This window comes from Gordonia caeni, assembly GCF_039537105.1.
In the GTDB taxonomy this organism is placed as follows: Bacteria; Actinomycetota; Actinomycetes; order Mycobacteriales; family Mycobacteriaceae; genus Gordonia; species Gordonia caeni.
This window is the reverse complement of sequence record NZ_BAAAZW010000007.1, coordinates 57558-80538: the sequence shown is the minus strand read 5'-3', so window position 1 is coordinate 80538 and position 22981 is coordinate 57558. Positions and strand designations below refer to the sequence as shown.

The following is a 22981-nucleotide window of genomic DNA, read 5'->3' as shown; positions in this document are numbered from 1 at the left end:
CTAGCGACCCGCGCTCACGCGGATCCGGAGTCGGGGGCGGCCAGGACGGCCCAGCCGCCGGACTCACCGCCCAGCCTGGCCGTCATGGAGCCGATGATCGCCCGCTCTTGAGACAGGGTCCGCGCATCAACGCGCTGCAGACGCGCGACCGCGACGGCGATCCGGCCGGCCGGCGCGGACGGATCGGACGGCAGCGCGGGGGCTTCCACATATCCGTCCATCCCGCAGCGCGCCAGGACCGGCTCGCGCCGATCGGCGTCGACGAACAGCAGATGACGCAGCAGCACCTCGTCAGGCCTGTCGAATCCGGCGCCGGTGAGCGCCTCCGACGACGAGACGGTCTCGTCGTGACATGCGACCAGCACCTCGGCACGGGTCAGCTCCTCGGCCGCGTCGCGCACCGCCTTCCTGCTCCGGCGCCACCATCGCCCCACCAGTCACTCCTATCGCACGGCTTCGCTTGCACTCACACTGTCCGGTCTGCGGCCTTTCAGGCTCCCCTCAGCCCGGCCCGGCACCATGAGCATGACGGGACGTCCACGGAACACCGAACAGGGGCTGCTGAGACACGCCCGAAGTGGTCCGTCCGAAACGCCTGGACCAGCATCGACACAATCGTTTCGGACCAATTTGGGACCCGAGTGGCCACGGCTTACTACGAACCGTCATACTTCTTGATGTGACTAGCGCCGTGGGTACCTCAGGAACCGCCATCTCCTCGCGTGTGCACTCGCTGAACCGGCCGAACATGGTCAGCGTCGGCACCATCGTGTGGTTGTCGAGCGAGTTGATGTTCTTCGCCGGCCTGTTCGCGATGTACTTCGTCGCGCGGGCCAATTCAGTCGAGTGGCCGCAGCCGCCTGCGCATTTGAATCTGGCGCTCGCGATCCCGGTGACCACCATCCTGATCCTCAGCTCGGTCACCTGCCAGCTGGGTGTCTTCGCCGCTGAGAAGGGCGACGTCTTCGGTCTCCGCCGCTGGTACACCCTGACCCTGGTCATGGGCACCATCTTCGTCGCCGGTCAGAGCTACGAGTACTTCCAGCTGGTCGGTGAGGGCGTGACCCTGTCGTCGTCGTCCTACGGCTCCACCTTCTACATGGCGACCGGCTTCCACGGCCTGCACGTCATCGGCGGTCTGATCGCCTTCGTCCTCCTGCTGATCCGCACGCGCCTGTCGAAGTTCACTCCGGCCCAGGCGACCGCGGCGATCGTGGTGTCGTATTACTGGCACTTCGTCGACGTCGTGTGGATCGCCTTGTTCGTCGTCATTTACTTCGTGCAATAGACCCGGCCGCCCCGAGTAGACATTGAAGTAGCAGCCCAATCGCTTAGTAGAGAGACACCGATGAGATCATCTCCACCGAGTTCGTCGCAGCCGCTCGACGGCGACGACGCCTCCGCAGAGCGCGTGACGAACGCCGGGCCGGCGAAGACCGACGCGCGCCGCGCCAAGTCGCGCCGCAAGCTGCGCCGCCGCGCCGGTGCCACCGCTTTCCTGATGTTCGGACTGTTGGCCACCGGACTGCTGGCCGGGTTGCTCACCCCGAAGCCTCAGGTCGCCACCGCCGAGCCCACCTCCGCTGAGCTCGTCGCCGCCGGCAAGCAGCTGTACGAGACCTCCTGCGTCACGTGCCACGGCACCAACCTCGAGGGCGTGGAGGACCGCGGTCCCAACCTGCTCGGTGTCGGTGACGCCGCGGTGTACTTCCAGGTCTCCACCGGCCGTATGCCGGCCGCTCGCGGTGAGGCCCAGGCCGCCCGCAAGACCGAGAAGTTCACCCAGGCCCAGATCGATCAGCTCGGCGCCTACATCCAGGCGATGGGCGGCGGCCCGCGCGTCATGTACGACCACGACAGCGACGGCAACCTCAAGCGCGACGAGAACGGCATGCCGGTCCTCGCGATGGAGTCCCTGCAGGGCGACGACCTCGGCCGCGGCTCCGAGCTGTTCCGCCTGAACTGCGCCTCGTGCCACAACTTCACCGGTCGTGGCGGCGCGCTCTCGAGCGGTAAGTACGCTCCCCCGCTGACGGATGTCAACGAGCAGCAGCTCTACACGGCGATGCTCACGGGCCCCCAGAACATGCCCAAGTTCTCCAACCGGCAGCTGTCGGTCGATGAGAAGAAAGACATCATCGGCTTCATCCGTTACGCCGACTCCTCGAACCCGATCGGCGGCTTCAGCCTCGGCGGCTTCGGCCCCGCCTCGGAAGGCGTGGTCATGTGGGTCGTCGGTATTTCGGCGATCGTCGCCGGTGCGATGTGGATTGGATCACGAAATTGAGCGCAACGAGTAACGACGTCCCGTCGGACGACCAGCTCGACTCGATGTCCAACGACGAACTGGTCCAGCTCGGTACCAATCTGGACGATGTCGAGATCATCTACCGCGAGCCCCGGAACCCGGTCCCGGACACCAAGGCGGAGAAGCGCTCCGAGCGCATCGTCGCCACCTGGTTCGTGCTCGCGGGCCTGTTCTCCCTGGCCGGTTTCGCGCTGTTCATCTGGAACCGCTGGGAATTCACCATGCCGAACCAGGACGGGTACTGGGCGTACACGTTCTACACCCCGGCTCTGGGCGTCTCCTTCGGTCTGGCCATCCTGAGCTTCGGCTTCGGTGTCATTCAGCTGACCAAGCGGTTCATCCCGGCCGAGATCTCGGTGCAGCAGCGCCATGACGGACCGTCGGCCGCCGTCGATCAGAAGACCCTGGTCGCCGAGCTCAACGATTCGCTGACCACCTCCACCCTGCCTCGTCGCAAGATGATTCTCGGCTCGGCCGGTTTCGGTCTCGGTGCGCTCGCCTTCGCCGGCGGTATCGCCGCCATCGGCGGGTTCATCAAGAATCCGTGGGCCGATCCCAAGGACGATCTGTGGCAGACCGGCTGGTCGCCGATCCACAACCCGGCCTCCGACCCGAATGAGACCGTCTTCCTGCGTCGCGACACCGGCAACCCGTACCAGGTCGCCCTGGTCCGGCCCGAGGACCTCGACGCCGGCGCCATGGAGACTGTTTTCCCGTGGCGCGTCTCCGACGGCTACGGCGAGACCGAGGAGTCACGGCACCACCTCCTCCAGAGCCTGCGCGCCGTCCGCAACCCGGTCATGCTGATCCGTCTGCGTCCCGCCGATGCGGCCAAGGTGATCAAGCGTCAGGGGCAGGAGAGCTTCAACTACGGCGACTACTACGCCTACACCAAGGTCTGCAGCCATCTCGGTTGCCCGACCTCTCTGTACGAGCAGCAGACCAACCGGATTCTCTGCCCGTGCCACCAGTCGCAGTTCGACGCGCTCGAGTACGCCAAGCCGATCTTCGGACCGGCCGCCCGTGCCCTCGCTCAGCTGCCGATCTCGGTGAACAATCAGGGGTACATGGTCGCCAACGGCGACTTCATCGAGCCCGTCGGACCTGCATTCTGGGAGCGTAAGTCATGACGATCGCCGACCGCCTCGCGACGCAGGCAGAAGAGGCGGATGTCCGGTACCGCATGGCCGCCGGCGTCCGTCGCCAGATCAACAAGGTCTTCCCGACCCACTGGTCGTTCCTGCTGGGCGAGCTCGCCCTGTACAGCTTCATCATCCTGCTGCTGTCGGGCGTCTACCTGACGATGTTCTTCGATCCGTCGATGGCGCACGTCACCTACGAAGGTGCGTACCTGCCCCTCAACGGCGTCACCATGAGCCGCGCATACGAAACCACCCTGGACCTCTCCTTCGAGGTCCGCGGCGGCCTGTTCGTGCGACAGATCCACCACTGGGCGGCACTGCTCTTCGCAGCCTCGATCATCATCCACATGATGCGGATCTTCTTCACCGGAGCGTTCCGCAAGCCGCGTGAGGCGAACTGGGTCATCGGTTCGTTCCTGCTGCTGCTGGCCATGTTCGAGGGCTTCTTCGGCTACTCGCTGCCGGACGACCTGCTGTCGGGCACCGGCGTCCGCGCCGCCATGAGCGGTATCGTCCTCGGCATTCCGCTGATCGGCACCTGGGTGCAGTTCGCGCTGTTCAACGGCGACTTCCCGGGCGACATCATCATTCCGCGCCTGTACGTGCTGCACGTGCTGATCTTCCCGGCCATCATCCTGGCGCTGATCGGTGCTCACCTGGCGCTGGTCTGGTACCAGAAGCACACCCAGTTCCCCGGCCCCGGCCGGACCGAGAACAACGTGGTCGGCGTCCGGATCCTCCCTGTCTTCGCGGCCAAGGGCGGAGCGTTCTTCGCCATCACCTTCGGTGCTCTGGCGTTGATGTCCGGCGTCTTCCAGATCAACGCGGTCTGGAACATCGGCCCGTACAACCCGGGTCAGGTCTCAGCCGGATCGCAGCCGGACATCTACATGATGTGGACGGACGGCTTCGCGCGACTCATGCCGGCGTGGGAGCTCTATCTGGGCAACTACACCATCCCCGCCATCTTCTGGGTGGTGCTGGTGATCGGTGTGATCTTCGCGCTGCTGTTCGCCTATCCGTGGATCGAGTCGGCACTCACCGGTGACAAGGCTCCGCACAACCTGCTGCAGCGTCCGCGTGACGCTCCGGTCCGGACTGCGATCGGTGCGATGGCCCTGACGTTCTACATCATCCTCACGGTGAGTTGTATGAACGACATCATCGCCCTGAAGTTCCACATCTCGCTGAACGCGACCACGTGGGCGGGCCGGATCGGACTGATCGTCCTGCCGCCGCTGGTCTACTTCATCACCTACCGGTGGGCCATCTCGCTGCAGCGCAGCGACCGGGATGTCCTGGCGCACGGTATCGAGACCGGCATCATCCGCCGCGAGGCGATCGGTGAGTACATCGAGATCCACCAGCCGCTGGGCCCGGTGGACAGCCATGGACACCCGATCCCGCTCCCCTACGAGGGCGCTCCACTGCCCAAGCGGATGAACAAGCTCGGCGCCGCCGGCGCTCCGGGTACCGGATCGCTGTTGACCGCGGATCCGCCGGAGCAGCAGGAGGAGAACGTGCAGATCGAGCACGATCAGCACTCGGCCGAGAAGAAGGCACTCATGGAGTTGCAGGCGAAGGGTGGAAACCCGCTCGCCGACGACGACGAGTAGCCACCGCAACGACGACGATGGCCGTCCCGCATACCGCGGGGCGGCCATCGTCGTCTCCGGCGTTCCTACACCGGTGGAGTCGACACGCCGATCGAGCGAAGTCGAGACCACTCTCCTCCCCCACCGGTGTTCAGTCCGCTCCGCGTGCGGGACACGACTTCTGTCGGGGCGGCTCCGAGTGCCTTTCCACCAGGTCTCCGGCGAGCTGACGGACGCGTTCGCGGGCCACCGGTGGGGAGAGGACCTCGATGTGGTCGCCGAACTGGAGGAGCTGACGAACCGACTCGATGTCGGGGTAACCGACGACGACGGTGCACCAGCCGGTTTCCGGGTCGGAGACATCGTGGATGCGGCTGCCGAGGATGCGCCGCGCCAGGTCGAGGCGGTTCTCCGGCAGCCGGACGGTCACACTCACGCGACTTCGCTCCTCGGTGCGTTCCTTCAACTCGGCCCATCTGGTGCGGAGGGTCTCACCTGGCCGCAGAACAGCCGCCGCCTCGAGCTGTTCGTAGAACGAGAGTCGTTCCAGAGCGAACAGCCGAGCATCCCCCTGATCATCGGCGATCAGATACCAGCGACCTGATTTCGCCACGATCCCGTACGGATCGACCACCCGCGTCGAAGGCTGACTCTCGGCGCTGCGACGGTATCGGATTCGCCACCGACGCCGGCGTCGCAGGGCCGAGGCCAGGTCCGATACGTCGACCGCTGCCTCCGAGTCGGCGAACCACGCGGTGCTGTCCACCAGCACGAGGTCCGCCAGTGGCCGCAGGCTCGGCGTCCCGGGTGCTGCCGCCTGCCGGGCGGCGATCTTGCGCGCAGCCGACTCCCACACCGCAGACAGGCCCATGCGCTCGAGTTGCGCGCTGTCCAAACCTGCTACGGAAAGGGCCTCCAGCTCTGGCGGTTCCAAATGGGAGGCGTTGAGCCGTGCACCGGGGAGCAAGACGATGCCGCCGTTTCGCCCGCGTTCGGCATAGACAGGCACGCCTGCGGTCGAGAGGGCCTCGACATCCCGCAGCACCGTCCGCCGGGACACTTCCAGACGCTCGGCGAGTTCGGTGGTGGTGATGCGCTGACGGGTCTGCAGAAGCAGGAGGAGGTGCAACAGTCGCGAAGCCTTCATGCTGATCGATGTTTGCAGAAAAGGTGACAGGTTCTGTCGCGATGACGCGATCAATTGGAGCGGTACCGAGAATTCGACGATCTGAGGAGAGCTCCATGCCCGCACCCAACCTGTTCCTGATCGGCGTCCGCGACGCCGAGGCCGCCACCGCCTTCTACGGCGCTCTGTTCGAGATCGAACCGACCTTCATCAGCCCCCACTACGTGGCTTTCGAGGTCGCCCCCGGTGTCCTGTTCGCGCTGTGGACGGGCTACAGCGAGCAGTCCGTCCCGAGCACCCCTCGCACAAGCGAAGTCGGCCTGATGGTGCCGGGAGCAACGACCGCGATCGACGAGCTCTTCACGAGGTGGGGCTCGAAGGGAGTCCGTGTCGTGGAGAAGCCGCACGACGCCGTCTTCGGCCGGACCTTCGTGATCGCGGACCCCGACGGCAACCTGATCCGGGTCTCCCCGGTGGACTGAATGCGAGCGGCCGCCCCCCGGAATCGGAGGGCGGCCGCTCGTCGTCAGTCGAGGGTGCCGGAGGTCAGTGCTTCTCCGGGCCGACGTGGTACTCCATGACCAGACCGGTCACCGCGCCGAGGATCACGACCACCGAGGCGATGGCGAACCAGAAGTTCGACGACGCGAAGCCGATCGCGAACAGGGTGGCGCCGGCGGCGACCATGATCGGCCAGTAGCTGTGCGGGCTGAAGAAGCCCAGTTCGCCTGCACCGTCTTCGATCTCGGCGTCGTCGTAGTCCTCCGGGCGGATCTCCACGCGGCGGGCGACGAACCGGAAGTAGGTGCCGGCCAGGAGCGCCAGGATCGCCGAGAAGAACAGGCAGGCGGCGCCGGCCCATTCCACGCCGGTGTAATAGAAGTGCGTTGCGACCGTGTAGATCACGCCGACGACGATGAAGAAGACGGCGATGGCCTCGAAGATTCGCGCTTCGATCTTCATGACAGGTTCACTCCCTCTGCGGGCGTGCAGCCCTTGCCCAGGGTCGAAGTGTTGGTGGCGTCACCCAGGTACTCCGGGGTGTCGGTGGTGGCCACGCGGCGGGTGTCGAACGGCACGGTGACCACCGACTCCGGCTCCTGGCAGACCGCCGTGAGCGCTTCGGCATTGGTGGCGTCCGGGTTGGCCTTGCGCCAGTTGATGTAGGCGTCGAAGACCTGCGGGCTCACCGCACGGACCTCGAAGTTCATCATCGCGTGGTAGGTGCCGCACATTTCGGCGCAGCGCCCGACGAAGGCACCTTCGCGGTCGATCTCGCTGATCTGGAAGCTCGGGTCCTGGTGGTTCTGCTCCGGGAACGGGAAGAGGTCACGCTTGAACAGGAACTCGGGAACCCAGAACGAGTGGATGACGTCCGCCGCGGCCAGGTCGAACTGGATACGCTTGTTGGTCGGCAGCAGCAGGATCGGGATCTCCGAGGAGGTGCCGAGGACCTCGATCTGATCGAAGGCCAGGTAGTCGCGAACGTCCTGGTTACGGCCGCCGGCCGGACCCATCAGTTCTTCCTGCTCGCCCTCGTGCTCGTAGTAGTCCTTGATCTTCAGATCGAAGGGGCTGCCGCTCTTGGAGTCCTTGGGATCGATCAGCAGAGCACCGTCGTTCGATTCGACCGACTTGTAACCGAACTTCCAGTTCCACTGGAAGGCGGTGACGTCGACGACGACGGCCGGGTTGTCTTCCCGCTTCTCCACCGTGTTCTGGGTGATGACGGTGAAGTAGAAGAGTACGGCGATCAGCACGAACGGAATCGCGGTGTACGCCAGCTCCAGCGGCACGTTGTAGCCGGTCTGCCGCGGGAACTCGGCCTCTGCGTCGGTGTTCTTGAGGACGTCGTGGTTCTTCTTCCGGCGGTGGAAGGTGATGGTCCAGAAGATCAGACCCCACACGAGGATGCCCATCGCGAGGGCTGCGATGACAGCCCACTGCCACAGCAGGAGCATGCTCTTGCCCTCGGGGGTGACACCCGCAGGCCAACCGAAGCGCACCGCCTCTTCCGGGCTGCACCCGGTTACGAACAGCGCGGTGAGCGCGAACCCACTGAGCGCCGCGACTCTCTTCACCGTGCGCGACGCACTAGGGCTGCGCCGGGCCGACGAACGTCCACCGTGAGTCAATTTCACGCCTTCCTGCTGACAGGGAGCTGTTTCGCGCGAGGATTCCATAACGAGGAGCACTCGCTGCAGAACATTCTCGCACCTAGTACTACGCAGCGTAGACCAACGAGGCGAACTGGTCGCGATTGGGGCACCCGGTCGTGTCACCGGAGATATCGGACCTGGGAAAAGGGCCTGACCGCCTCCGGCGCACCGCGGCGAGTTCGCCCGGGCTCGCCGCTCTGCGGCATAGTGGACGGGCGGTCCTCGCGCACGCGAGCACCCACTGTTCCCCCCGAACCTCGCGATCGAAGGACACCGGAAACGTGTGTGGACTACTCGGAATGCTCACCGGTGACGGCTCGGCCCCGTCGCTCATCGAACTGGTCGCCGAGAGCTCGCACTGCATGCGCCACCGCGGCCCCGACGATGCGCTGACATGGAACGACCAGGACCTCGTCCTGGGCTTCAACCGCCTGTCGATCATCGACATCGAGCACTCGCCGCAGCCGCTGGTGTGGGGCCCGCCGGAGCAGCCCGAGCGCTACGCGCTGGCCTTCAACGGCGAAATCTACAACTACCTGGAGCTCCGCAAGGAACTCCAGGAAGAGTTCGGCGCCGAGTTCCACACCGAAGGCGACGGCGAGCCCATCGTCGTCGGTTTTCACCACTGGGGCCCGGAGGTGGTCCGCAAGCTGCGCGGCATGTTCGCCTTCGCCATCTGGGACACGGTGGACAAGAAGCTGTTCCTGGCACGCGATCCCTTCGGAATCAAGCCCCTGTACCTCGCGACCGGGCCCGGCGGCACCGCTTTCGGCAGCGAGAAGAAGAGCCTTCTGCAACTTCTGGACAGCCTGAAGCTGGACCACACGCTCGATCCGCGGGCGATCGAGCATTACACCGTGCTGCAGTACGTACCCGAACCCGAGTCGCTGCACGCGAACATCCGCCGGCTCGAGTCCGGCACATACGCCACCCTCTCCGCCGGCGGCGAGCCGGCGACCACCCGCTACTTCAAGCCGCGGTTCTCCATCCGGCCGTTCCAGCGCGACGGCGACCAGGCCCGGTACGACGAGATCGCCGAGGTGCTGCGCGACTCCGTGGCCAAGCACATGCGCGCGGACGTGACCGTCGGTTCGTTCCTGTCCGGCGGCATCGATTCGACGGCGATCGCCGCCCTGGCCATCCAGCACAATCCGGACCTGATCACCTTCACCACCGGATTCGAGCGCGACGGCTATTCGGAGATCGACGTGGCCGCAGAGTCGGCCGAGGCCATCGGCGCCCGCCACATCGTGAAGGTGGTCAGCCCGGAGGAGTACATCTCCGCGATCCCGAAGATCATCTGGTATCTCGACGACCCGGTGGCGGATCCCGCGCTGGTTCCGCTGTACTTCGTGGCGGCCGAAGCCCGCAAGCACGTCAAGGTGGTCCTGTCCGGAGAGGGCGCCGACGAACTCTTCGGCGGCTACACCATCTACAAGGAGCCCCTGTCGCTCAAGTCCTTCGACAAGCTCGGCCCCCGCCTGCGTCGCGCGGCGGGCAAGCTGTCGGAGAGGATCCCGGAGGGCACCCGCGGCAAGAGCCTCCTGCACCGCGGTTCGCAGACCCTGGAGGAGCGCTACTACGGCAACGCCCGCAGCTTCGACGACGAGCGTCTGCGCCGCGTCCTGCGCGACTACCGGCCCGAGTGGACGCACACCGACGTGACGGCGCCGATCTACGCCGACAGCGAGGGCATGGACCCGGTGGCCCGCATGCAGCATCTGGACCTGTTCAGCTGGCTCCGCGGAGACATCCTGGTCAAGGCCGACAAGATGACGATGGCGAACTCGCTGGAACTGCGCGTGCCGTTCCTGGACAAGGAAGTGTTCGCCGTCGCCGAGGGCCTGCCGTTCGACGAGAAGATCGCACACGGCACCACCAAGTACGCACTGCGGAAGGCACTCGAGCAGATCGTGCCCGGGCACGTCCTGCACCGGAAGAAGCTCGGCTTCCCCGTCCCTCTGCGCCACTGGCTGGCCGGCCCGGAGATGTACGACTGGGCCCGTCAGGTGATCGTCGACTCCGACACCGATCACATCTTCGACAAGCAGTTCGTGCTGCAGATGCTCGACGAGCACCGGGCCGGCACCGTGGACAACAGCCGCCGGATCTGGACGGTCCTGTGCTTCATGATCTGGTACGGCATCTTCGTCGACGGCTCGATCGATCCGCAGATCGAGGAGCACCAGTACCCCGTGCGTCTCTGACCGGGGCGACGCGCCGGTAGCGGGCGTCCTCAACGCCCTCCAGAAGCGTCCTACAGAACGGCTGCGATGTCGGCGGCCGCCGTGTCGCCGTACGCACCGCGAATCCGCTCCACGGCGGACTCGTGCTCCCAGATCCAGCCTTGCGTCGACTCGCACTCCAGGACCAGCGTGGCCACCATGGCACCCAACTGTGCGGCGCGCTCGAAGCGCAGACCCCGCGACAGTCCGGTCAGGAAGCCCGCGCGGAAGCCGTCGCCCACGCCGGTGGGGTCGAGCTGGTCGACCACCGGGACCACCGGCACGTGCAGGGCCTCCCCCGTCGACGGCACGATGTCTATGCCACCGGAACCCTTGGTGGTGATGCGCACCTCGACCAGTCCGGCGACGTCGTCAGCGGTCAGGCCGGTCTTCTGCAGCAGCAGGCCCCACTCGTATTCGTTGGTGAACAGATACTTGGCACCGGAGATCAGGTTGCGGGCGGTGTCGCCGTCCAGCCGCGCCAGCTGCTGCGACGGATCGGCGGCGAACGGGATGCCGTGATCGCGGCACAGCTCGGTGTGGCGGACCATCGCTTCCGGGTCGTCGGGAGCCACCAGGACCAGGTCGGGCCGACCCGTCTCGTCGAAGACCTCGGTGACGTCGATGGAGCGCGACTCGGACATCGCCCCCGGGTAGAAGAAGGCCAGCTGAGCCATGGTCTCGTCGGTGGTGCAGGTGAAGCGCGCGGTGTGCTGGGTGCGGGAGATCCGGACGCCGCGGCAGTCCACGCCGTGCTCGCTGAGCCATTCGCGGTAGTCGGCGAAGTCTTCTCCCGCCGCGCCGATGAGCAGCGGATTGCCGCCGAGTGCCCCGATGGCGAAGGCGATGTTGCCGCCGACACCGCCGCGGCGCACCAGCAGGTCCTCGGTGAGGAAGCTCAGCGAGATGTGCTCGAGCTGGTCGCTCAGCAACTGTTCGGAGAACTTTCCGGGGAACTTCATCAGGTGGTCGGTCGCCAGCGACCCGCAAACGGCTATGAACATTCGTCCACGATAATCAGGTCGCAGACGACTCCGGCCGCCTGCCCCCGGTTCAGGGGACAGACGGCCGGAAGTTCGGTGCCGGGCGGAGCTGCGCCCGGCGGAGCTTATCGACTCAGTTGAACGAGTCGCCGCAGGCGCAACTGCCGGTGGCGTTCGGATTGTCGATGGTGAAGCCCTGCTTCTCGATCGAGTCGACGAAATCGATGGTGGCGCCCTTCATGTACGGCGCGCTCATCCGGTCGACGGCCAGCTTCACGCCGCCGAACTCGTGGACCACGTCGCCGTCGAGGCTGCGGTCGTCGAAGTAGAGCTGGTAACGCAGACCGGCACAGCCACCGGGCTGAACCTCGATCCGCAGGGACATGTCGTCGCGACCCTCTTGGTCGAGCAGCGCCTTGGCCTTGGAGGCCGCGGAATCGGTGAGGACCACATCCGACTGTGCGGTCTCGTTCTGGACGGTCATTAGTGCTCCCTCTCGTGGCACGAAGGCCGTTACCTTCAGGGCCTTCCGTTCATCGACGACACACCTGCGGCCGGTATCCCCGGCCGACGATGCGTAGCCGTCGGAGTCAACCGTACTCCGCACCGGATTATTCCCCCAGTATTCGCCTCTGGGAGATTGTCGATCCCGGATGTCCGATTCCGCCGGGGTCGACCTCAGCGTTCACCCGCCGCCGGCCACGGTTCCGGGCTCTGTCCAGGCGCTCACCGGAGCCCTCGCGACATGCCCTAAGCTCGTGAGCGTGAAGTTGCCCTGGAAATCCGGCACCGAGAACGCCGATGAGACCGCCGCCTCGGATGGCGCCGCCTCCGCGCAATCCGCGGATGCCAAGGTCCAGCCCGCCCGAACCACCCCGGGCAAGGGCCGTCCGACGCCCAAGCGCCGCGATGCGCAGGCCCGCCGCTCCGGTCCGGTCGCCCCGCCGCCGACCACCCGCGCCGAGGCCCGCGCCCGCCGCAAGGCCGAGAAGTCGAAGCTCTCCAAGGACGAGCGCAAAGAACTGCGCGCCGAGCGGAGCAAGGTCCGCACCGAGCAGCGCGAGAAGATGATGGCCGGCGATGAGAAGTACATGATCGCCCGCGACCGCGGTCCGGTCCGCGCGTATGCCCGTGACCTGGTGGATTCCCGGCGGAACTTCGCCGGCCTGTTCATGCCGTTCGCGGTGGTGCTGATCGTCGCGATGATGATGCCCGCCTTCGCCTTCTACATCAACTTTCTGATGCTGGCGTTCGTGCTCTTCATGCTGGTGGACTCCTACATTCTGGGCCGGATGGTGAACAAGCGGGTCCGGGAACGGTTCCCGGAGAGCACCGATGGCGGTCTGCGCCTGGGCTTCTACTCCTTCACCCGCGCCATGCAGTTGCGGATGATGCGGGCGCCGCGCCCGCGGGTGTCCGTCGGCGACGAGGTCTAACCGACGATGCGCACGCTGGTCCTCGGCGGGACCCGCTCGGGGAAGTCCGCCCGCGCCGAGTCGCTGCTCGCCGGGCCATCCCACGTGCGTTATCTGGCCACCGGCGCCGTCCCCACCGGAGACGATCAGGCCTGGTCCGAGCGAGTGCAGGCGCATCGCGACCGCCGCGGTGCGCGCTACACCACCGTCGAGAGCCTCGATCTGGCCGGACTGCTGCGCGCGGACCCCGACGCCGCCACCCTGGTCGACGATCTCGGCAACTGGGTCACCGGTCTCCTCGATGCCGCGGATGCCTGGGACGACGAGGCCGTGGACCTGGCCGCGGAGATCACCGAGCTCCGGGACGCCGTCGCCGAGTTCCGCGGGCAACTGGTGATCGTGAGCCCCGAGGTGGGACTGTCGGTGGTGCCCGCCACCGCCACCGGCCGCCGCTTCCAGGATCTGCTGGGCGCCGTGAATGCGGCTGTCGCCGGGGCCTGCGAGAACGTCGAGCTGGTGGTGGCAGGCCGCATCCTCGCCCCGCTCCCCGCCGATCGAACTGCTCTCCCCGCCGATCGAACTGCTCTCCCCGATGATCGAGCGGAGACGAGATCACCGGCCCGAAACCCCGAGCCCGAAGAGCTTGGGCGCTCGGAGCGACCTCAGGGGTCGGTCAAAGCGCCAAAGATTCCCGAGACCGCAGCGCGACGTGAACTCGATCCCACCGACGCCGAGGTCTTCGAGGTGGTCGACCTGCCGGACGAGGACGTCGCCGAGTCGGCCCGCCGTCGTCTGCTCACCCTCACCAAACCCCCGAACTCCCTCGGCCGTCTGGAGGACATCGGCGTCTGGATCTCTTCGTGCCAGGGCGTCTGCCCGCCGAAGGCCATCAGGTCACCGCAGATCGTGGTCTTCGCGGGCGACCACGGTGTCGCCCGCGAGGGCGTCTCGGCGTTCCCGCCGGAGGTGACCGCACAGATGGTCACCAACATCGCCGAGGGCGGGGCCGCCATCAACGTCCTCGCCCGCCGCGCCGGAGCCGCGGTCCAGGTGCTCGACATGTCGGTCGACTCCGACGACGCAGACCCCGTCGTCGCCCGGTACAAGGTGCGCCGCAGCACCGGTGATCTGCGCCGGGGCGAGGCCATGACCCTGGCCGAGGCGCGCCGGGCGGTCGCCGCCGGCCGCGCCGTCGCCGACGACCTGGTCGATGCGGGCGCCGACCTGCTGATCGCCGGTGACATGGGGATCGGCAACACCACTCCCGCCGCGGTGCTCACCGGCACCATCACCGGCAAGGAACCCGTCGTGGTGGTGGGCCGCGGCACCGGCGTCGACGACGCCGGATGGATCCGCAAGACCGCAGCGATCCGGGACGGCCTGCGCTTCGGGCGCCGCCACCGTCACGATCCGCTGTCGCTGCTCGCCGCCGTCGCCGGCCCGGACCTGGCTGCCATGGCCGGCTTCCTGGCGCAGGCCGCTCTGCGAAAGACGCCGGTGATCCTCGACGGCATGGTGGTCACCTCGGCGGCGCTGGTCGCCAACTCACTGGCTCCCGGCGCCAGCGCCTGGTGGTGCGCCGGACACCGCTCCACCGAGCCCGCCCACGGCTTCGCTCTCGCCGAGCTCGGTCTGGAACCGATCCTCGACCTGTCGATGCGCCTCGGTGAGGGGTCCGGGGCGGCGACCGCGCTGCCGGTGGTCGCCGACGCGGTGGACATCCTGATCGACATGGCGACCTTCGGCGACGCCGGCGTCGACGATGGTTCCTGACCGGCCTCGGGGACTCCACCTGGCGGCGAGCTGGCTGACGGTGCTGCCGGTCCCCCAGCCGCCGTCACCACCCGACCGCACCGACGGCGCCCGCGTGATCGCGGCGGTCCCGGTCCTCGGGCTGCTTCTGGGCTGCGCCGCCGCCGCCATCGCCTTCGGTCTGCACCACACGGCCCTCCCGGCGCTGGTGATCGGCGCGCTGTGCGTGGTCTTCGGCGCGCTGATCTCGCGCGGCATGCACGTGGACGGGCTGGCCGACACCGCGGACGGCTTGGGCTGCTACGGCGACCCCGAACGGGTGCGGGCCGTGATGCGGTCTGGCGACATCGGTCCCTTCGGGACTGCCGCCCTGGTGCTGACACTCCTGCTGCAAGCCCTCGCGATCGGCTACCTCACCGTCGAAAGCCGTTGGTACGCCATCGCATTCGCGATATTCCTGGGCCGGTACACCGTGGTGATCGCGTGCCGGCGTGCGCTGGCCGCGGCGAACGCCGACGGCTTCGGCGCGCTGGTGGCAGGCACGCAGCGCACGTCGATCGCGGTGTGGACCGTCCTGTCGGCGGTGCTCGCCGTCGGCGCCGGATGGCTCGACGCGCCCAGCGGCGCAGGGGCTTTCGACTGGGTCCCCGCTGTCCGGGCACTGATCGCCCTCGCGGTGGTGTCCGTCGGCGCCTATGCGTTCACGCGCCATTGCGCGCGCCGGATGGGAGGTACCTCCGGCGACGTCCTCGGCGCCACCCTGGAACTGTCCACCACCGTCGCGCTGGTGGCACTCCTGTTCTGAGGGCGCCAGATGCTCGCGCTCAGGGGTGCAGGGTCGTCATCCAGCCGTGGGTATCGGCGAAGGTGCCGCGCTGCAGACCGGTCAGGGTGTCGCGGAGGGCCTGGGTCACTTCCCCGGTGGTGCCGTCGCCGATCAGATAGTCGTCGGTGTCGCTCTTCACGCGACCGACCGGGGTGATGACCGCGGCGGTGCCGCAGGCGAAGACCTCGGTGACGGCACCGGAGGCGACACCCTCACGCAGTTCGCCCGTGGAGATCCGGCGCTCGGACACGCGGTAGCCGGCGTCGGCGGCGAGAGTCAGCAGCGAATCGCGGGTGATGCCCGGCAGCAGCGAGCCGGACAGTTCGGGGGTGACGATCTCGGCATCCGAGCCCTCGCCGAGGACGAAGAACAGGTTCATCCCGCCCATCTCCTCGATGTAGTTGCGCTCGACGGCATCCAGCCAGACCACCTGGTCGCAGCCCTCCTCGGCGGCCTGAGCCTGCGCCAGCAGGGAGGCGGCGTAGTTGCCGCCGAACTTGGCCGCACCGGTGCCGCCCGGGGAGGCGCGGACGTACTCGGTGCACAGGAAGACGCTGACCGGCTTCACGCCGCCGGAGAAGTAGGCACCGGCGGGCGAGGCGATGACGACGTAGCGGTACTGGTCGGACGGCCGGACTCCCAGGCTGGGCTCGGTCGCGAACATGAACGGCCGCAGGTACAGCGCCTCCTCACCGCCGGCCGCAGGAACCCACCCCACGTCCGCCGACAGGAGCGCGCGCAGTGAGCCGACGAAGTCCTCGACGGGCAGCGGGGGCATCGCCAGTCGCTCGGCGGAGGTGACGAATCGCTGAGCGTTGGCCTCCGGCCGAAAGGCCGCGATGGAACCGTCGGGCTGCCGGTACGCCTTGAGCCCTTCGAAGATCTCCTGGGCGTAGTGCAGCACCATGGCCGCCGGATCCAGGGCGATCGGCCCGTAGGGGGTCACCCGCGCACCGTGCCAGCCGCGGTCGCGGTCGAAGTCGATCGACACCATGTGGTCGGTGAAGTGGTTGCCGAAGCCCGGCGCCTGCAGAATCTCTGCGCGCCTGCCGTCCGAGACGGGATGGGGATGATCGGTGTGGATGAACTCCAGGGTCATTGCACAAGAATAGCGCCGCCGTGCAATCGCCTTTCTCCCGCCGTTGGGAGCGGGGTGATCAGACGTGGCTCTCGACGAACGGGGGGTTCACCACGGTGCAGGGCACCCCGCGCCCGCGGACGTCGACGGTCACCTCGTCACCGGCACGCAGTCCGGCGTTGCGATCGACCCGGGCCAATGCGATCCCGGCCTTGAGCGTCGGCGAGAAGGTGCCCGACGTGCACTCGCCGATCGTCTCGCCGCCCGGGGCGAAGTGCACCGTGCAACCGGCACGCAGGACGCCGCGGCCGTTGGCGCGCAACCCGACCAGGCGGTTGGACGGGCCCGATTCACGCTCGGCCAGCAGCGCCTCGCGACCGAAGAAGGCCGGCTTGTCCCAGCCGACGGCCCACGCACTGCGCGCCTGCAGGGGGCTGACGTCCTCGCTCAACTCGTGCCCGTGCAGGGCGTAGCCCATCTCGGTCCGGAGGGTGTCGCGGGCGCCCAGTCCCGCGGGCAGGCCGTCGCGGGCCGTCACCTCGGCAAGGAGCGCATCCCAGACCGGTCCGGCCGCGTCCCAGCGGGGCAGCACTTCGTAGCCGCGCTCACCGGTGTATCCGCTCCGGCAGACCCGGACCGGATGGACCACACCGTCGATCTGCAGGTCCGCGTCTTCGAAAGCCATGTAATCCATGTCGGCGGGCAGCCCGAGAGCCTCCAGGACGGCCTGCGCCTGCGGCCCCTGAACGGCGAAGACCGCGTAGTCGCGGTGCTGGTCGGCCACCTCGACACCGGCGGGGGCCGCGTCGGCCAGGGCCGCGACCACGGCGGCGGTGTTGGCGGCGTTGGGCACCAGGAAGACCTCGTCGTCGCTCACCAGGTAGGCGATCAGGTCGTCGATCACGCCGCCGCGTTCGTTGCAGCACAGCGTGTACTGCGCCTTACCGGGGGTGATCTTGGTCAGATCGTTGGTGAGGGTGTCGTTGATCAGGGCCGCGGCGCCCGGCCCGGAGACCAGCGCCTTCCCGAGATGACTGACGTCGAACAGCCCGACGCGTTCGCGCACCGCCTGGTGCTCGGCTCCGGTTCCGGAGTACGAGACGGGCATGTCCCAGCCGCCGAACTCGGCGAAGGTCGCACCCAGGGCGGCGTGGCGGTCGGCGATCGGTCCGGCGAGCAGTTCGGTCATGCGCTCACCGTATCGCGAGGCCGGGTACGTCGAGGCCCCCGGCGTCTGCCGCCCTGTGGCAGAGTGGTTCGGCGTGAGCAGCAACGACATCATCGACCGCGACCGAGGCCCTCGCCTGGAGCTGGCGACCGGCCTGACCAAGAACGACGACGTCCTGGTGATCGGCCTGATGGCCCCCGACGGCGACGACGACACCGACCCCACTCTGCTCGTCACCGACGACCTGCTCGACGACGAGACCGCCGAGGCACTGACCGCCGCGCTGCGCGCGGTCAAGGCGACCGGCTCTCAGGGACAGGTGTTCTCGGTGCCCGCTCCCGCCGGGCTGCCGGTGCGACTGGTGGTGGGCGTCGGGCTCGGCAAGGCCGACGACGCCGAGGACGCCGAGAACCTCCGTCAAGCCGCAGGCAACGCGATCCGCGCCCTCGACGGGGCCGGCCCCGTGGTCTCCACCCTCTCGGCCGCCGATCTGGGTGCCGCCGCCGAGGGCTTCTACCTCGGCGCCTACCGCTTCGACGACTTCCGCTCGGAGAAGTCGCGCCCGGAATCGGTGCCGCCGAGCCAGATCTCGCTGCTGGTGCCGCAGAAGAGCAAACAGGCCAAGACCGATCTGGCTCACGCCGTCGTGGTCGCCGACGCAGTCGCGCTGGCCCGCGACTTCGTCAACACCCCGCCGAGCCACCTGTTCCCGGGCGAATTCGCCGAGCGCGCCAAGCACGTGGCGAGCGCGGCCGGCCTGACGGTCGAGATCCTCGACGAGCAGGCCCTCGCCGACGGCGGTTACGGCGGCATCGTGGGTGTGGGCCAGGGCAGCTCGCGCCCGCCGCGCCTGGTGCGACTCACCTACGCCCCGTCCGGCGCCGAGAAGAAGGTGGCGCTGGTCGGCAAGGGCATCACCTTCGACACCGGCGGCATCTCCATCAAGCCGGCCGCCGGCATGGAGCAGATGACCTCCGACATGGGCGGTGCGGCCGCGGTGATCGCCACCGTCGTCGCCGCCGCGAAGCTGGGGCTGGACGTGGCCGTCACCGCGACGGTGCCGATGGCCGAGAACATGCCCTCGGGCACCGCTCAGCGCCCCGGTGATGTATTGACCCAGTACGGCGGCACCACGGTGGAGGTGCTCAACACCGACGCCGAGGGACGCCTGATTCTGGCCGACGCGATCGTGCGCGCCTGCGAGGACCAGCCCGACTACCTGATCGACACCGCCACGCTGACCGGCGCGCAGATGGTCGCCCTGGGCACCCGCACTCCGGGCGTGCTCGGCACCGACGAATTCCGTGACCGGGTCGCCTCGATCTCGCAGGCGGCCGGAGAGAACGGGTGGGCGATGCCGATGCCCTCCGAGCTGCGCGCGGACCTCAATTCGCGAGTGGCCGATCTGGCGAATGTGACCAACCACCGCTGGGGCGGGATGCTTTCTGCCGCAATGTTTCTGCGTGAGTTCGTGGCCGACGACATCGGCTGGGCGCACGTCGACGTCGCCGGGCCGGCATTCAATTCGTCCAGCCCGTACGGCTACACCGGAAAAGGCGGCACCGGCGTGCCGGTCCGGACGCTCATCGCCGTCCTGGAAGACGTCGCCGACAAGGGCTGAAACCGTACTCACCGGTAAGCACGTAGTCCCCGAAAGGGCTCCGGCGGAGAGGGTAGGGTTTGTCCCAGGCGCCGACACACCCGTCGGCTCACGGATGGCACGTGCCGCGTGTCGCCCGTGCCTGACAGCAGCACGAGGCGGCAAGCCGTACCCGGCCGGGCCGTCGACCGGCACACAAGTTCACGACTTGAAATAGGGAGCAACACGCAATGGCCTTCTCCGTTGAGATGCCCGCACTGGGTGAAAGTGTCACCGAAGGTACCGTCACCCAATGGCTCAAGAGCGAGGGCGACACGGTCGAAGCTGACGAACCATTGCTGGAGGTCTCGACCGACAAGGTCGACACCGAGATCCCCGCTCCGGTCAGCGGTGTGCTGGTCAAGATCGTCGCCCAGGAAGACGACGTCGTCGAGGTCGGCGGCGAGCTGGCGGTGATCGGCGACGCCGACGAGGCCTCCTCCGGGTCCGCTGCCCCGGAACCGGCTGCCGAAGCCGAGCCGGAGCCCGAACCCGAACCCGCCGCCGCACCGGCGGACGAAGCGGCCCCCGCCGCTTCGTCGGACAGCGGCACCTCGTCCGGCTCTGCCGGCGGCAACGACGTGACCATGCCCGAGCTGGGCGAGTCTGTCACCGAGGGCACCGTCACCAACTGGCTCAAGGCGGTCGGCGACAGCGTCGCCGTCGACGAGCCGCTCGTCGAGGTCTCCACCGACAAAGTGGACACCGAGATCCCGTCCCCGTTCGAGGGCGTGCTGCTGGAGATCGTCGCCGACACCGATGACGTGGTCGAGGTCGGCGGTCGGCTGGCCGTGATCGGCGAGGCCGGGGCCGCCCCGGCTCCCAAGCAGGAAGCCCCCGCGCAAGAAGCCCCCGCGAAGGAAGAAGAGGCTCCCGCCCCCGCGGCTCCGGCTCCGGCCGCACCGACGCCGCCCGCGGAGGCACCGAAGGCCGAGGCACCGGCCGCCGCGTCGGCGCCTGCCAAGGAGCCCACCGACCTCGAGTCGACCCCGTACGTGACTCCCCTGGTGCGCAAGCTGGCCGCCGAGAACGACATCGATCTGTCCACCGTCACCGGTACCGGTGTCGGTGGCCGTATCCGCAAGCAGGACGTCCTGGCCGCCGCCGAGGCCGCCAAGGCACCCGCCGCACCGGAGCCGACCGCCGCCGCTCCGGCCGCCCGGTCCGCCGCCCCGGCTCAGTCCGCTCCGGCCGCACGCTCGGAGCTGGCCGCGCTGATCGGCACCACTCAGAAGATCAACCGGATCCGGCAGATCACCGCGGCCAAGACCCGCGAGTCGCTCGCCTCCAGCGCCCAGCTCACACAGGTGCACGAGGCCGACCTGACCAAGGTCGCGGCCCTGCGCAAGCAGGCCAAGGCCGGCTTCAAGGCCGCCGAGGGTGTCAACCTGACCTACCTGCCGTTCTTCGCGAAGGCGGTCGTCGAGGCGCTCAAGATCCACCCGAACGTCAACGCGTCGATCGACGAGGCCAAGAAGGAGATCACCTACCACGCCCACGTCAACCTGGGCATCGCGGTGGACACCCCGCAGGGGCTGCTCTCGCCGGTGATCCACAACGCCGACGATCTGTCGCTGGCCGGTCTGGCCCGCGCGATCGCCGACATCGCCGCGCGTGCCCGCTCGGGCGATCTGCGCCCGGACGAGCTCGCCGGCGGCACCTTCACCATCACCAACATCGGCAGCGAGGGCGCCCTGTTCGACACCCCGATCCTGGTGCCGCCGCAGGCCGCCATGTTCGGCACCGGTGCCGTGGTGAAGCGCCCAGTGGTGCTGACCGCGGAGGACGGCACCGAATCGATCGCGGCGCGGTCGATGGCGTACCTGCCGCTGACCTACGATCACCGGCTGATCGACGGCGCGGACGCCGGACGCTTCCTCACCACGGTGCGTCAGCGCCTCGAGGGCGGCGAGTTCGCCGCCGACCTGGGCGTGTAGTCCTTCCATGCGGATCGCCGTCGCCGGTAGCCACGGCCTGATCGGCTCGGCACTGACCAGCGCCCTGGAGCGCCACGGCCACCAGGTCGTGCGCCTGGTGCGCGAGCCGGTGACCGGCGACGGTCAGGTCCGCTGGGACCCGGAATCCTTCGGCGTCCCGCCGGGTTCGCTGACCGGGGTCGACGCGGTCGTCGGCCTCGGCGGGGTGAACATCGGCGGCCGGCGCTGGAGCGGTGCGTACAAGCAGCAGTTGCGCGACTCACGCGTGACGCCGACGCAGGTCTTGGCCGAAGCCGTGCACACCGCCGGGGTTCCGGTCTTCGTCAGTGCCAGCGGCACCTCGTACTATGGAGACACCGGTGAGGTCGCCGTCACCGAGGACTCGCCTGCCGGGGAGGGTTTCCTCGCCGGCCTGGCCGTGGACTGGGAGGCCGCCACCGCCGCGGCGGAGGACGGCGCCCGCGTCGTCCGGTTGCGCACCGCCCCCGTCCTGTCGCGGCAGGGCGGTGTCCTCGGCCGGCTGCGACCGATCTACCGCCTCGGTATCGGCGGGCCGATCGGTGACGGCCAGCAGTTCTTCTCATGGATCACCCTGCCCGATGTGGTCCGTGCGATCCGTCACGTGATCGACGACACCGACATCACCGGTCCGGTGAATCTCTCTGCGCCACAACAAGTCCGGTACGGCGACTTCAGCGATCAGCTGGCCCGTCGGCTCCACCGCCGGTCGCTGCTGAAGGTCCCGGCCGCGGTCGCACGGGCCGCCGGCGGCGAGCTGGTCGAGGAGTTGATCCTCGCGTCCTCCCGCGTGGAGCCGAAGGCACTGACCGACAACGGCTTCGTCTTCGCCCATCCCACCCTTCCCGCCGCACTGGAGTACGCCCATGGCAAGTAGTCCGGGATCGCGGGCCGACCACGCGCCCCTCGAAGTACGCAAGCTCGGCGTCGTCGACTACGAAGAGGCCTACCGGCTCCAGCACGAGCTGGCCGAGCGGCGCGCGTTCGGCGAGCTCGACCACGATCTTCTACTGCTGCTGGAACACCCGTCGGTGTACACCGCCGGCAAACGCACCGAGGATTCCGATCGGCCGGTCAACGGCGCCCGGGTGATCGACGTCGATCGCGGCGGACGTATCACCTGGCACGGTCCTGGGCAGCTGGTCGGCTACCCGATCGTGAAACTGGCCGAGCCCCTCGATGTGCTCGGGTACGTCCGTCGGCTCGAAGAGGCTCTGATCCGCTACTGCGCGGATCAGGGGCTGGCCGCCACCCGGGTGGACGGCCGCTCCGGCGTGTGGGTGGTCGACGACGAGGACCCGACCCCAGCCTCCGTCCCCGGCACCCGCGAACGCAAGCTCGGCCAGATCGGCATCCGTGTCTCCCGCGGCGTGGCACTGCACGGCTTCGCTCTCAACGTCGACCCCGACATGTCGGTGTTCTCGGCGATCGTGCCGTGCGGCATCGCCGACGCCGGCGTCACCTCCCTGGCGGCCGAGACCGGCCGCCCGATCACCGTGAGCGAGACGCTCGACGCCGTCGCCGCGCACGTCCAATCCTGCCTCGATGCCGACCTTGCAGGCGCCCTCGGCGGCGCCCCGGCCGGGGCCGAAAAACCAGCGTAGGATCTA

The 22981-nt window shown here is 68.2% G+C and carries 21 protein-coding genes; 13 read left to right on the top strand and 8 right to left on the bottom strand.

Annotation, left to right across the window (positions count from 1 at the left end):
* Window positions 1-14: 14 nt before the first annotated feature.
* Window positions 15-401, bottom strand: coding sequence for a hypothetical protein (locus ABD732_RS12725; protein WP_344784254.1), 387 nt, complete (start codon window positions 399-401; stop codon window positions 15-17).
* Window positions 402-679: 278 nt separating this feature from the next.
* Between ABD732_RS12725 and ctaE the strand changes: the two genes are divergently transcribed.
* From ctaE to qcrB, 4 genes are read left to right on the top strand one after another with little or no spacing between them, the layout of a single operon-like run.
* Window positions 680-1288, top strand: coding sequence for an aa3-type cytochrome oxidase subunit III (gene ctaE, locus ABD732_RS12720; protein ID WP_344784252.1), 609 nt, complete (start codon window positions 680-682; stop codon window positions 1286-1288).
* Window positions 1289-1348: 60 nt separating this feature from the next.
* Window positions 1349-2287 (top strand): cytochrome bc1 complex diheme cytochrome c subunit, encoded by a 939-nt coding sequence (gene qcrC / locus ABD732_RS12715; RefSeq protein ID WP_344784250.1) that lies wholly within the window; start codon window positions 1349-1351, stop codon window positions 2285-2287.
* On the top strand, window positions 2284-3438 hold the full coding sequence (gene qcrA / locus ABD732_RS12710) for a cytochrome bc1 complex Rieske iron-sulfur subunit (protein ID WP_344784248.1): 1155 nt from the start codon (window positions 2284-2286) through the stop codon (window positions 3436-3438). The genes qcrC and qcrA overlap by 4 nt, the downstream gene beginning before the upstream one ends.
* Window positions 3435-5066 carry a cytochrome bc1 complex cytochrome b subunit gene (gene qcrB / locus ABD732_RS12705; RefSeq protein ID WP_344784246.1) on the top strand — a complete coding sequence of 544 codons (1632 nt, stop codon included), beginning with the start codon at window positions 3435-3437 and terminating at the stop codon, window positions 5064-5066. The genes qcrA and qcrB overlap by 4 nt, the downstream gene beginning before the upstream one ends.
* Before the next feature lie 130 nt (window positions 5067-5196).
* Here qcrB and ABD732_RS12700 read toward each other — a convergent pair whose 3' ends face one another.
* Window positions 5197-6192, bottom strand: coding sequence for a helix-turn-helix transcriptional regulator (locus tag ABD732_RS12700; protein ID WP_344784244.1), 996 nt, complete (start codon window positions 6190-6192; stop codon window positions 5197-5199).
* A 95-nt stretch (window positions 6193-6287) separates the two neighbouring features.
* Here ABD732_RS12700 and ABD732_RS12695 point away from each other — a divergent pair, with 95 nt between their 5' ends.
* The gene (locus tag ABD732_RS12695; RefSeq protein WP_344784242.1) at window positions 6288-6653 is read left to right on the top strand and encodes a VOC family protein; all 366 of its coding nucleotides are present in this window, start codon (window positions 6288-6290) and stop codon (window positions 6651-6653) included.
* A 64-nt stretch (window positions 6654-6717) separates the two neighbouring features.
* Here the strand turns inward: ABD732_RS12695 and ABD732_RS12690 are convergent, their stop codons facing one another.
* Window positions 6718-7134 (bottom strand): cytochrome c oxidase subunit 4, encoded by a 417-nt coding sequence (locus ABD732_RS12690; RefSeq protein ID WP_344784240.1) that lies wholly within the window; start codon window positions 7132-7134, stop codon window positions 6718-6720.
* Window positions 7131-8312 (bottom strand): aa3-type cytochrome oxidase subunit II, encoded by a 1182-nt coding sequence (ctaC, locus tag ABD732_RS12685; RefSeq protein WP_344784238.1) that lies wholly within the window; start codon window positions 8310-8312, stop codon window positions 7131-7133. Before ctaC ends, ABD732_RS12690 begins: the two co-directional genes overlap by 4 nt.
* A 299-nt stretch (window positions 8313-8611) precedes the next feature.
* Here ctaC and asnB point away from each other — a divergent pair, with 299 nt between their 5' ends.
* The gene (gene asnB, locus ABD732_RS12680) at window positions 8612-10537 is read left to right on the top strand and encodes an asparagine synthase (glutamine-hydrolyzing) (RefSeq protein ID WP_344784236.1); all 1926 of its coding nucleotides are present in this window, start codon (window positions 8612-8614) and stop codon (window positions 10535-10537) included.
* 50 nt (window positions 10538-10587) lie between these two features.
* On the opposite strand, the gene ABD732_RS12675 is transcribed toward asnB, so the two are convergent.
* Both ABD732_RS12675 and ABD732_RS12670 read right to left on the bottom strand, forming a co-directional pair.
* Entirely contained in the window at window positions 10588-11559 is a 972-nt protein-coding gene (locus ABD732_RS12675) for a carbohydrate kinase family protein (protein ID WP_344784234.1), read from the bottom strand.
* Window positions 11560-11671: 112 nt separating this feature from the next.
* Window positions 11672-12022 (bottom strand): HesB/IscA family protein, encoded by a 351-nt coding sequence (locus ABD732_RS12670; RefSeq protein WP_344784232.1) that lies wholly within the window; start codon window positions 12020-12022, stop codon window positions 11672-11674.
* 280 nt (window positions 12023-12302) lie between these two features.
* Between ABD732_RS12670 and ABD732_RS12665 the strand changes: the two genes are divergently transcribed.
* The 3 genes from ABD732_RS12665 to ABD732_RS12655 are packed head-to-tail and all read left to right on the top strand — an operon-like array spanning window position 12303 to window position 15510.
* Window positions 12303-12974: a DUF3043 domain-containing protein gene (locus ABD732_RS12665; RefSeq protein ID WP_344784230.1), complete on the top strand. Its 672-nt coding sequence runs from the start codon at window positions 12303-12305 to the stop codon at window positions 12972-12974.
* Window positions 12975-12980: 6 nt separating this feature from the next.
* A complete protein-coding gene (gene cobT / locus ABD732_RS12660; protein ID WP_344784228.1) occupies window positions 12981-14726 on the top strand; it encodes a nicotinate-nucleotide--dimethylbenzimidazole phosphoribosyltransferase in 1746 nt (581 codons plus the stop codon).
* Complete coding sequence (locus tag ABD732_RS12655) at window positions 14716-15510, top strand: adenosylcobinamide-GDP ribazoletransferase (RefSeq protein ID WP_344784226.1); 795 nt, start codon at window positions 14716-14718, stop codon at window positions 15508-15510. Before cobT ends, ABD732_RS12655 begins: the two co-directional genes overlap by 11 nt.
* Window positions 15511-15529: 19 nt before the next feature.
* Here ABD732_RS12655 and ABD732_RS12650 read toward each other — a convergent pair whose 3' ends face one another.
* Together ABD732_RS12650 and gcvT are read right to left on the bottom strand one after the other, a co-directional pair.
* Window positions 15530-16630: a branched-chain amino acid aminotransferase gene (locus tag ABD732_RS12650; protein ID WP_344784224.1), complete on the bottom strand. Its 1101-nt coding sequence runs from the start codon at window positions 16628-16630 to the stop codon at window positions 15530-15532.
* A 58-nt stretch (window positions 16631-16688) separates the two neighbouring features.
* Complete coding sequence (gcvT, locus tag ABD732_RS12645) at window positions 16689-17798, bottom strand: glycine cleavage system aminomethyltransferase GcvT (RefSeq protein WP_344784222.1); 1110 nt, start codon at window positions 17796-17798, stop codon at window positions 16689-16691.
* Between the two features lie 73 nt (window positions 17799-17871).
* Between gcvT and ABD732_RS12640 the strand changes: the two genes are divergently transcribed.
* From ABD732_RS12640 to lipB, 4 genes are all read left to right on the top strand, one after another.
* Window positions 17872-19398, top strand: a complete 1527-nt coding sequence (locus tag ABD732_RS12640) for a leucyl aminopeptidase (RefSeq protein WP_344784220.1) — start codon at window positions 17872-17874, stop codon at window positions 19396-19398.
* 209 nt (window positions 19399-19607) lie between these two features.
* On the top strand, window positions 19608-21353 hold the full coding sequence (gene sucB, locus ABD732_RS12635; RefSeq protein WP_344784218.1) for a 2-oxoglutarate dehydrogenase, E2 component, dihydrolipoamide succinyltransferase: 1746 nt from the start codon (window positions 19608-19610) through the stop codon (window positions 21351-21353).
* A gap of 7 nt (window positions 21354-21360) precedes the next feature.
* The gene (locus tag ABD732_RS12630; protein ID WP_344784216.1) at window positions 21361-22248 is read left to right on the top strand and encodes a TIGR01777 family oxidoreductase; all 888 of its coding nucleotides are present in this window, start codon (window positions 21361-21363) and stop codon (window positions 22246-22248) included.
* Window positions 22238-22975 carry a lipoyl(octanoyl) transferase LipB gene (gene lipB, locus ABD732_RS12625; RefSeq protein ID WP_344784214.1) on the top strand — a complete coding sequence of 246 codons (738 nt, stop codon included), beginning with the start codon at window positions 22238-22240 and terminating at the stop codon, window positions 22973-22975. Before ABD732_RS12630 ends, lipB begins: the two co-directional genes overlap by 11 nt.
* Window positions 22976-22981: the final 6 nt, after the last annotated feature.

Bases quoted from the DNA above. Each gene is read 5' to 3' on its own strand.
- lipB (WP_344784214.1), top strand. From the start codon at position 22,238: ATGGCAAGTAGTCCGGGATCGCGGGCCGACCACGCGCCCCTCGAAGTA.
- cobT (WP_344784228.1), top strand. From the start codon at position 12,981: ATGCGCACGCTGGTCCTCGGCGGGACCCGCTCGGGGAAGTCCGCCCGC.
- ABD732_RS12650 (WP_344784224.1), bottom strand. From the start codon at position 16,630: ATGACCCTGGAGTTCATCCACACCGATCATCCCCATCCCGTCTCGGAC.
- ABD732_RS12695 (WP_344784242.1), top strand. From the start codon at position 6,288: ATGCCCGCACCCAACCTGTTCCTGATCGGCGTCCGCGACGCCGAGGCC.
- ABD732_RS12630 (WP_344784216.1), top strand. From the start codon at position 21,361: ATGCGGATCGCCGTCGCCGGTAGCCACGGCCTGATCGGCTCGGCACTG.
- ABD732_RS12675 (WP_344784234.1), bottom strand. From the start codon at position 11,559: ATGTTCATAGCCGTTTGCGGGTCGCTGGCGACCGACCACCTGATGAAG.
- qcrB (WP_344784246.1), top strand. From the start codon at position 3,435: ATGACGATCGCCGACCGCCTCGCGACGCAGGCAGAAGAGGCGGATGTC.
- ABD732_RS12655 (WP_344784226.1), top strand. From the start codon at position 14,716: ATGGTTCCTGACCGGCCTCGGGGACTCCACCTGGCGGCGAGCTGGCTG.
- gcvT (WP_344784222.1), bottom strand. From the start codon at position 17,798: ATGACCGAACTGCTCGCCGGACCGATCGCCGACCGCCACGCCGCCCTG.
- sucB (WP_344784218.1), top strand. From the start codon at position 19,608: ATGGCCTTCTCCGTTGAGATGCCCGCACTGGGTGAAAGTGTCACCGAA.
- ABD732_RS12700 (WP_344784244.1), bottom strand. From the start codon at position 6,192: ATGAAGGCTTCGCGACTGTTGCACCTCCTCCTGCTTCTGCAGACCCGT.
- ABD732_RS12670 (WP_344784232.1), bottom strand. From the start codon at position 12,022: ATGACCGTCCAGAACGAGACCGCACAGTCGGATGTGGTCCTCACCGAT.
- ABD732_RS12690 (WP_344784240.1), bottom strand. From the start codon at position 7,134: ATGAAGATCGAAGCGCGAATCTTCGAGGCCATCGCCGTCTTCTTCATC.
- qcrC (WP_344784250.1), top strand. From the start codon at position 1,349: ATGAGATCATCTCCACCGAGTTCGTCGCAGCCGCTCGACGGCGACGAC.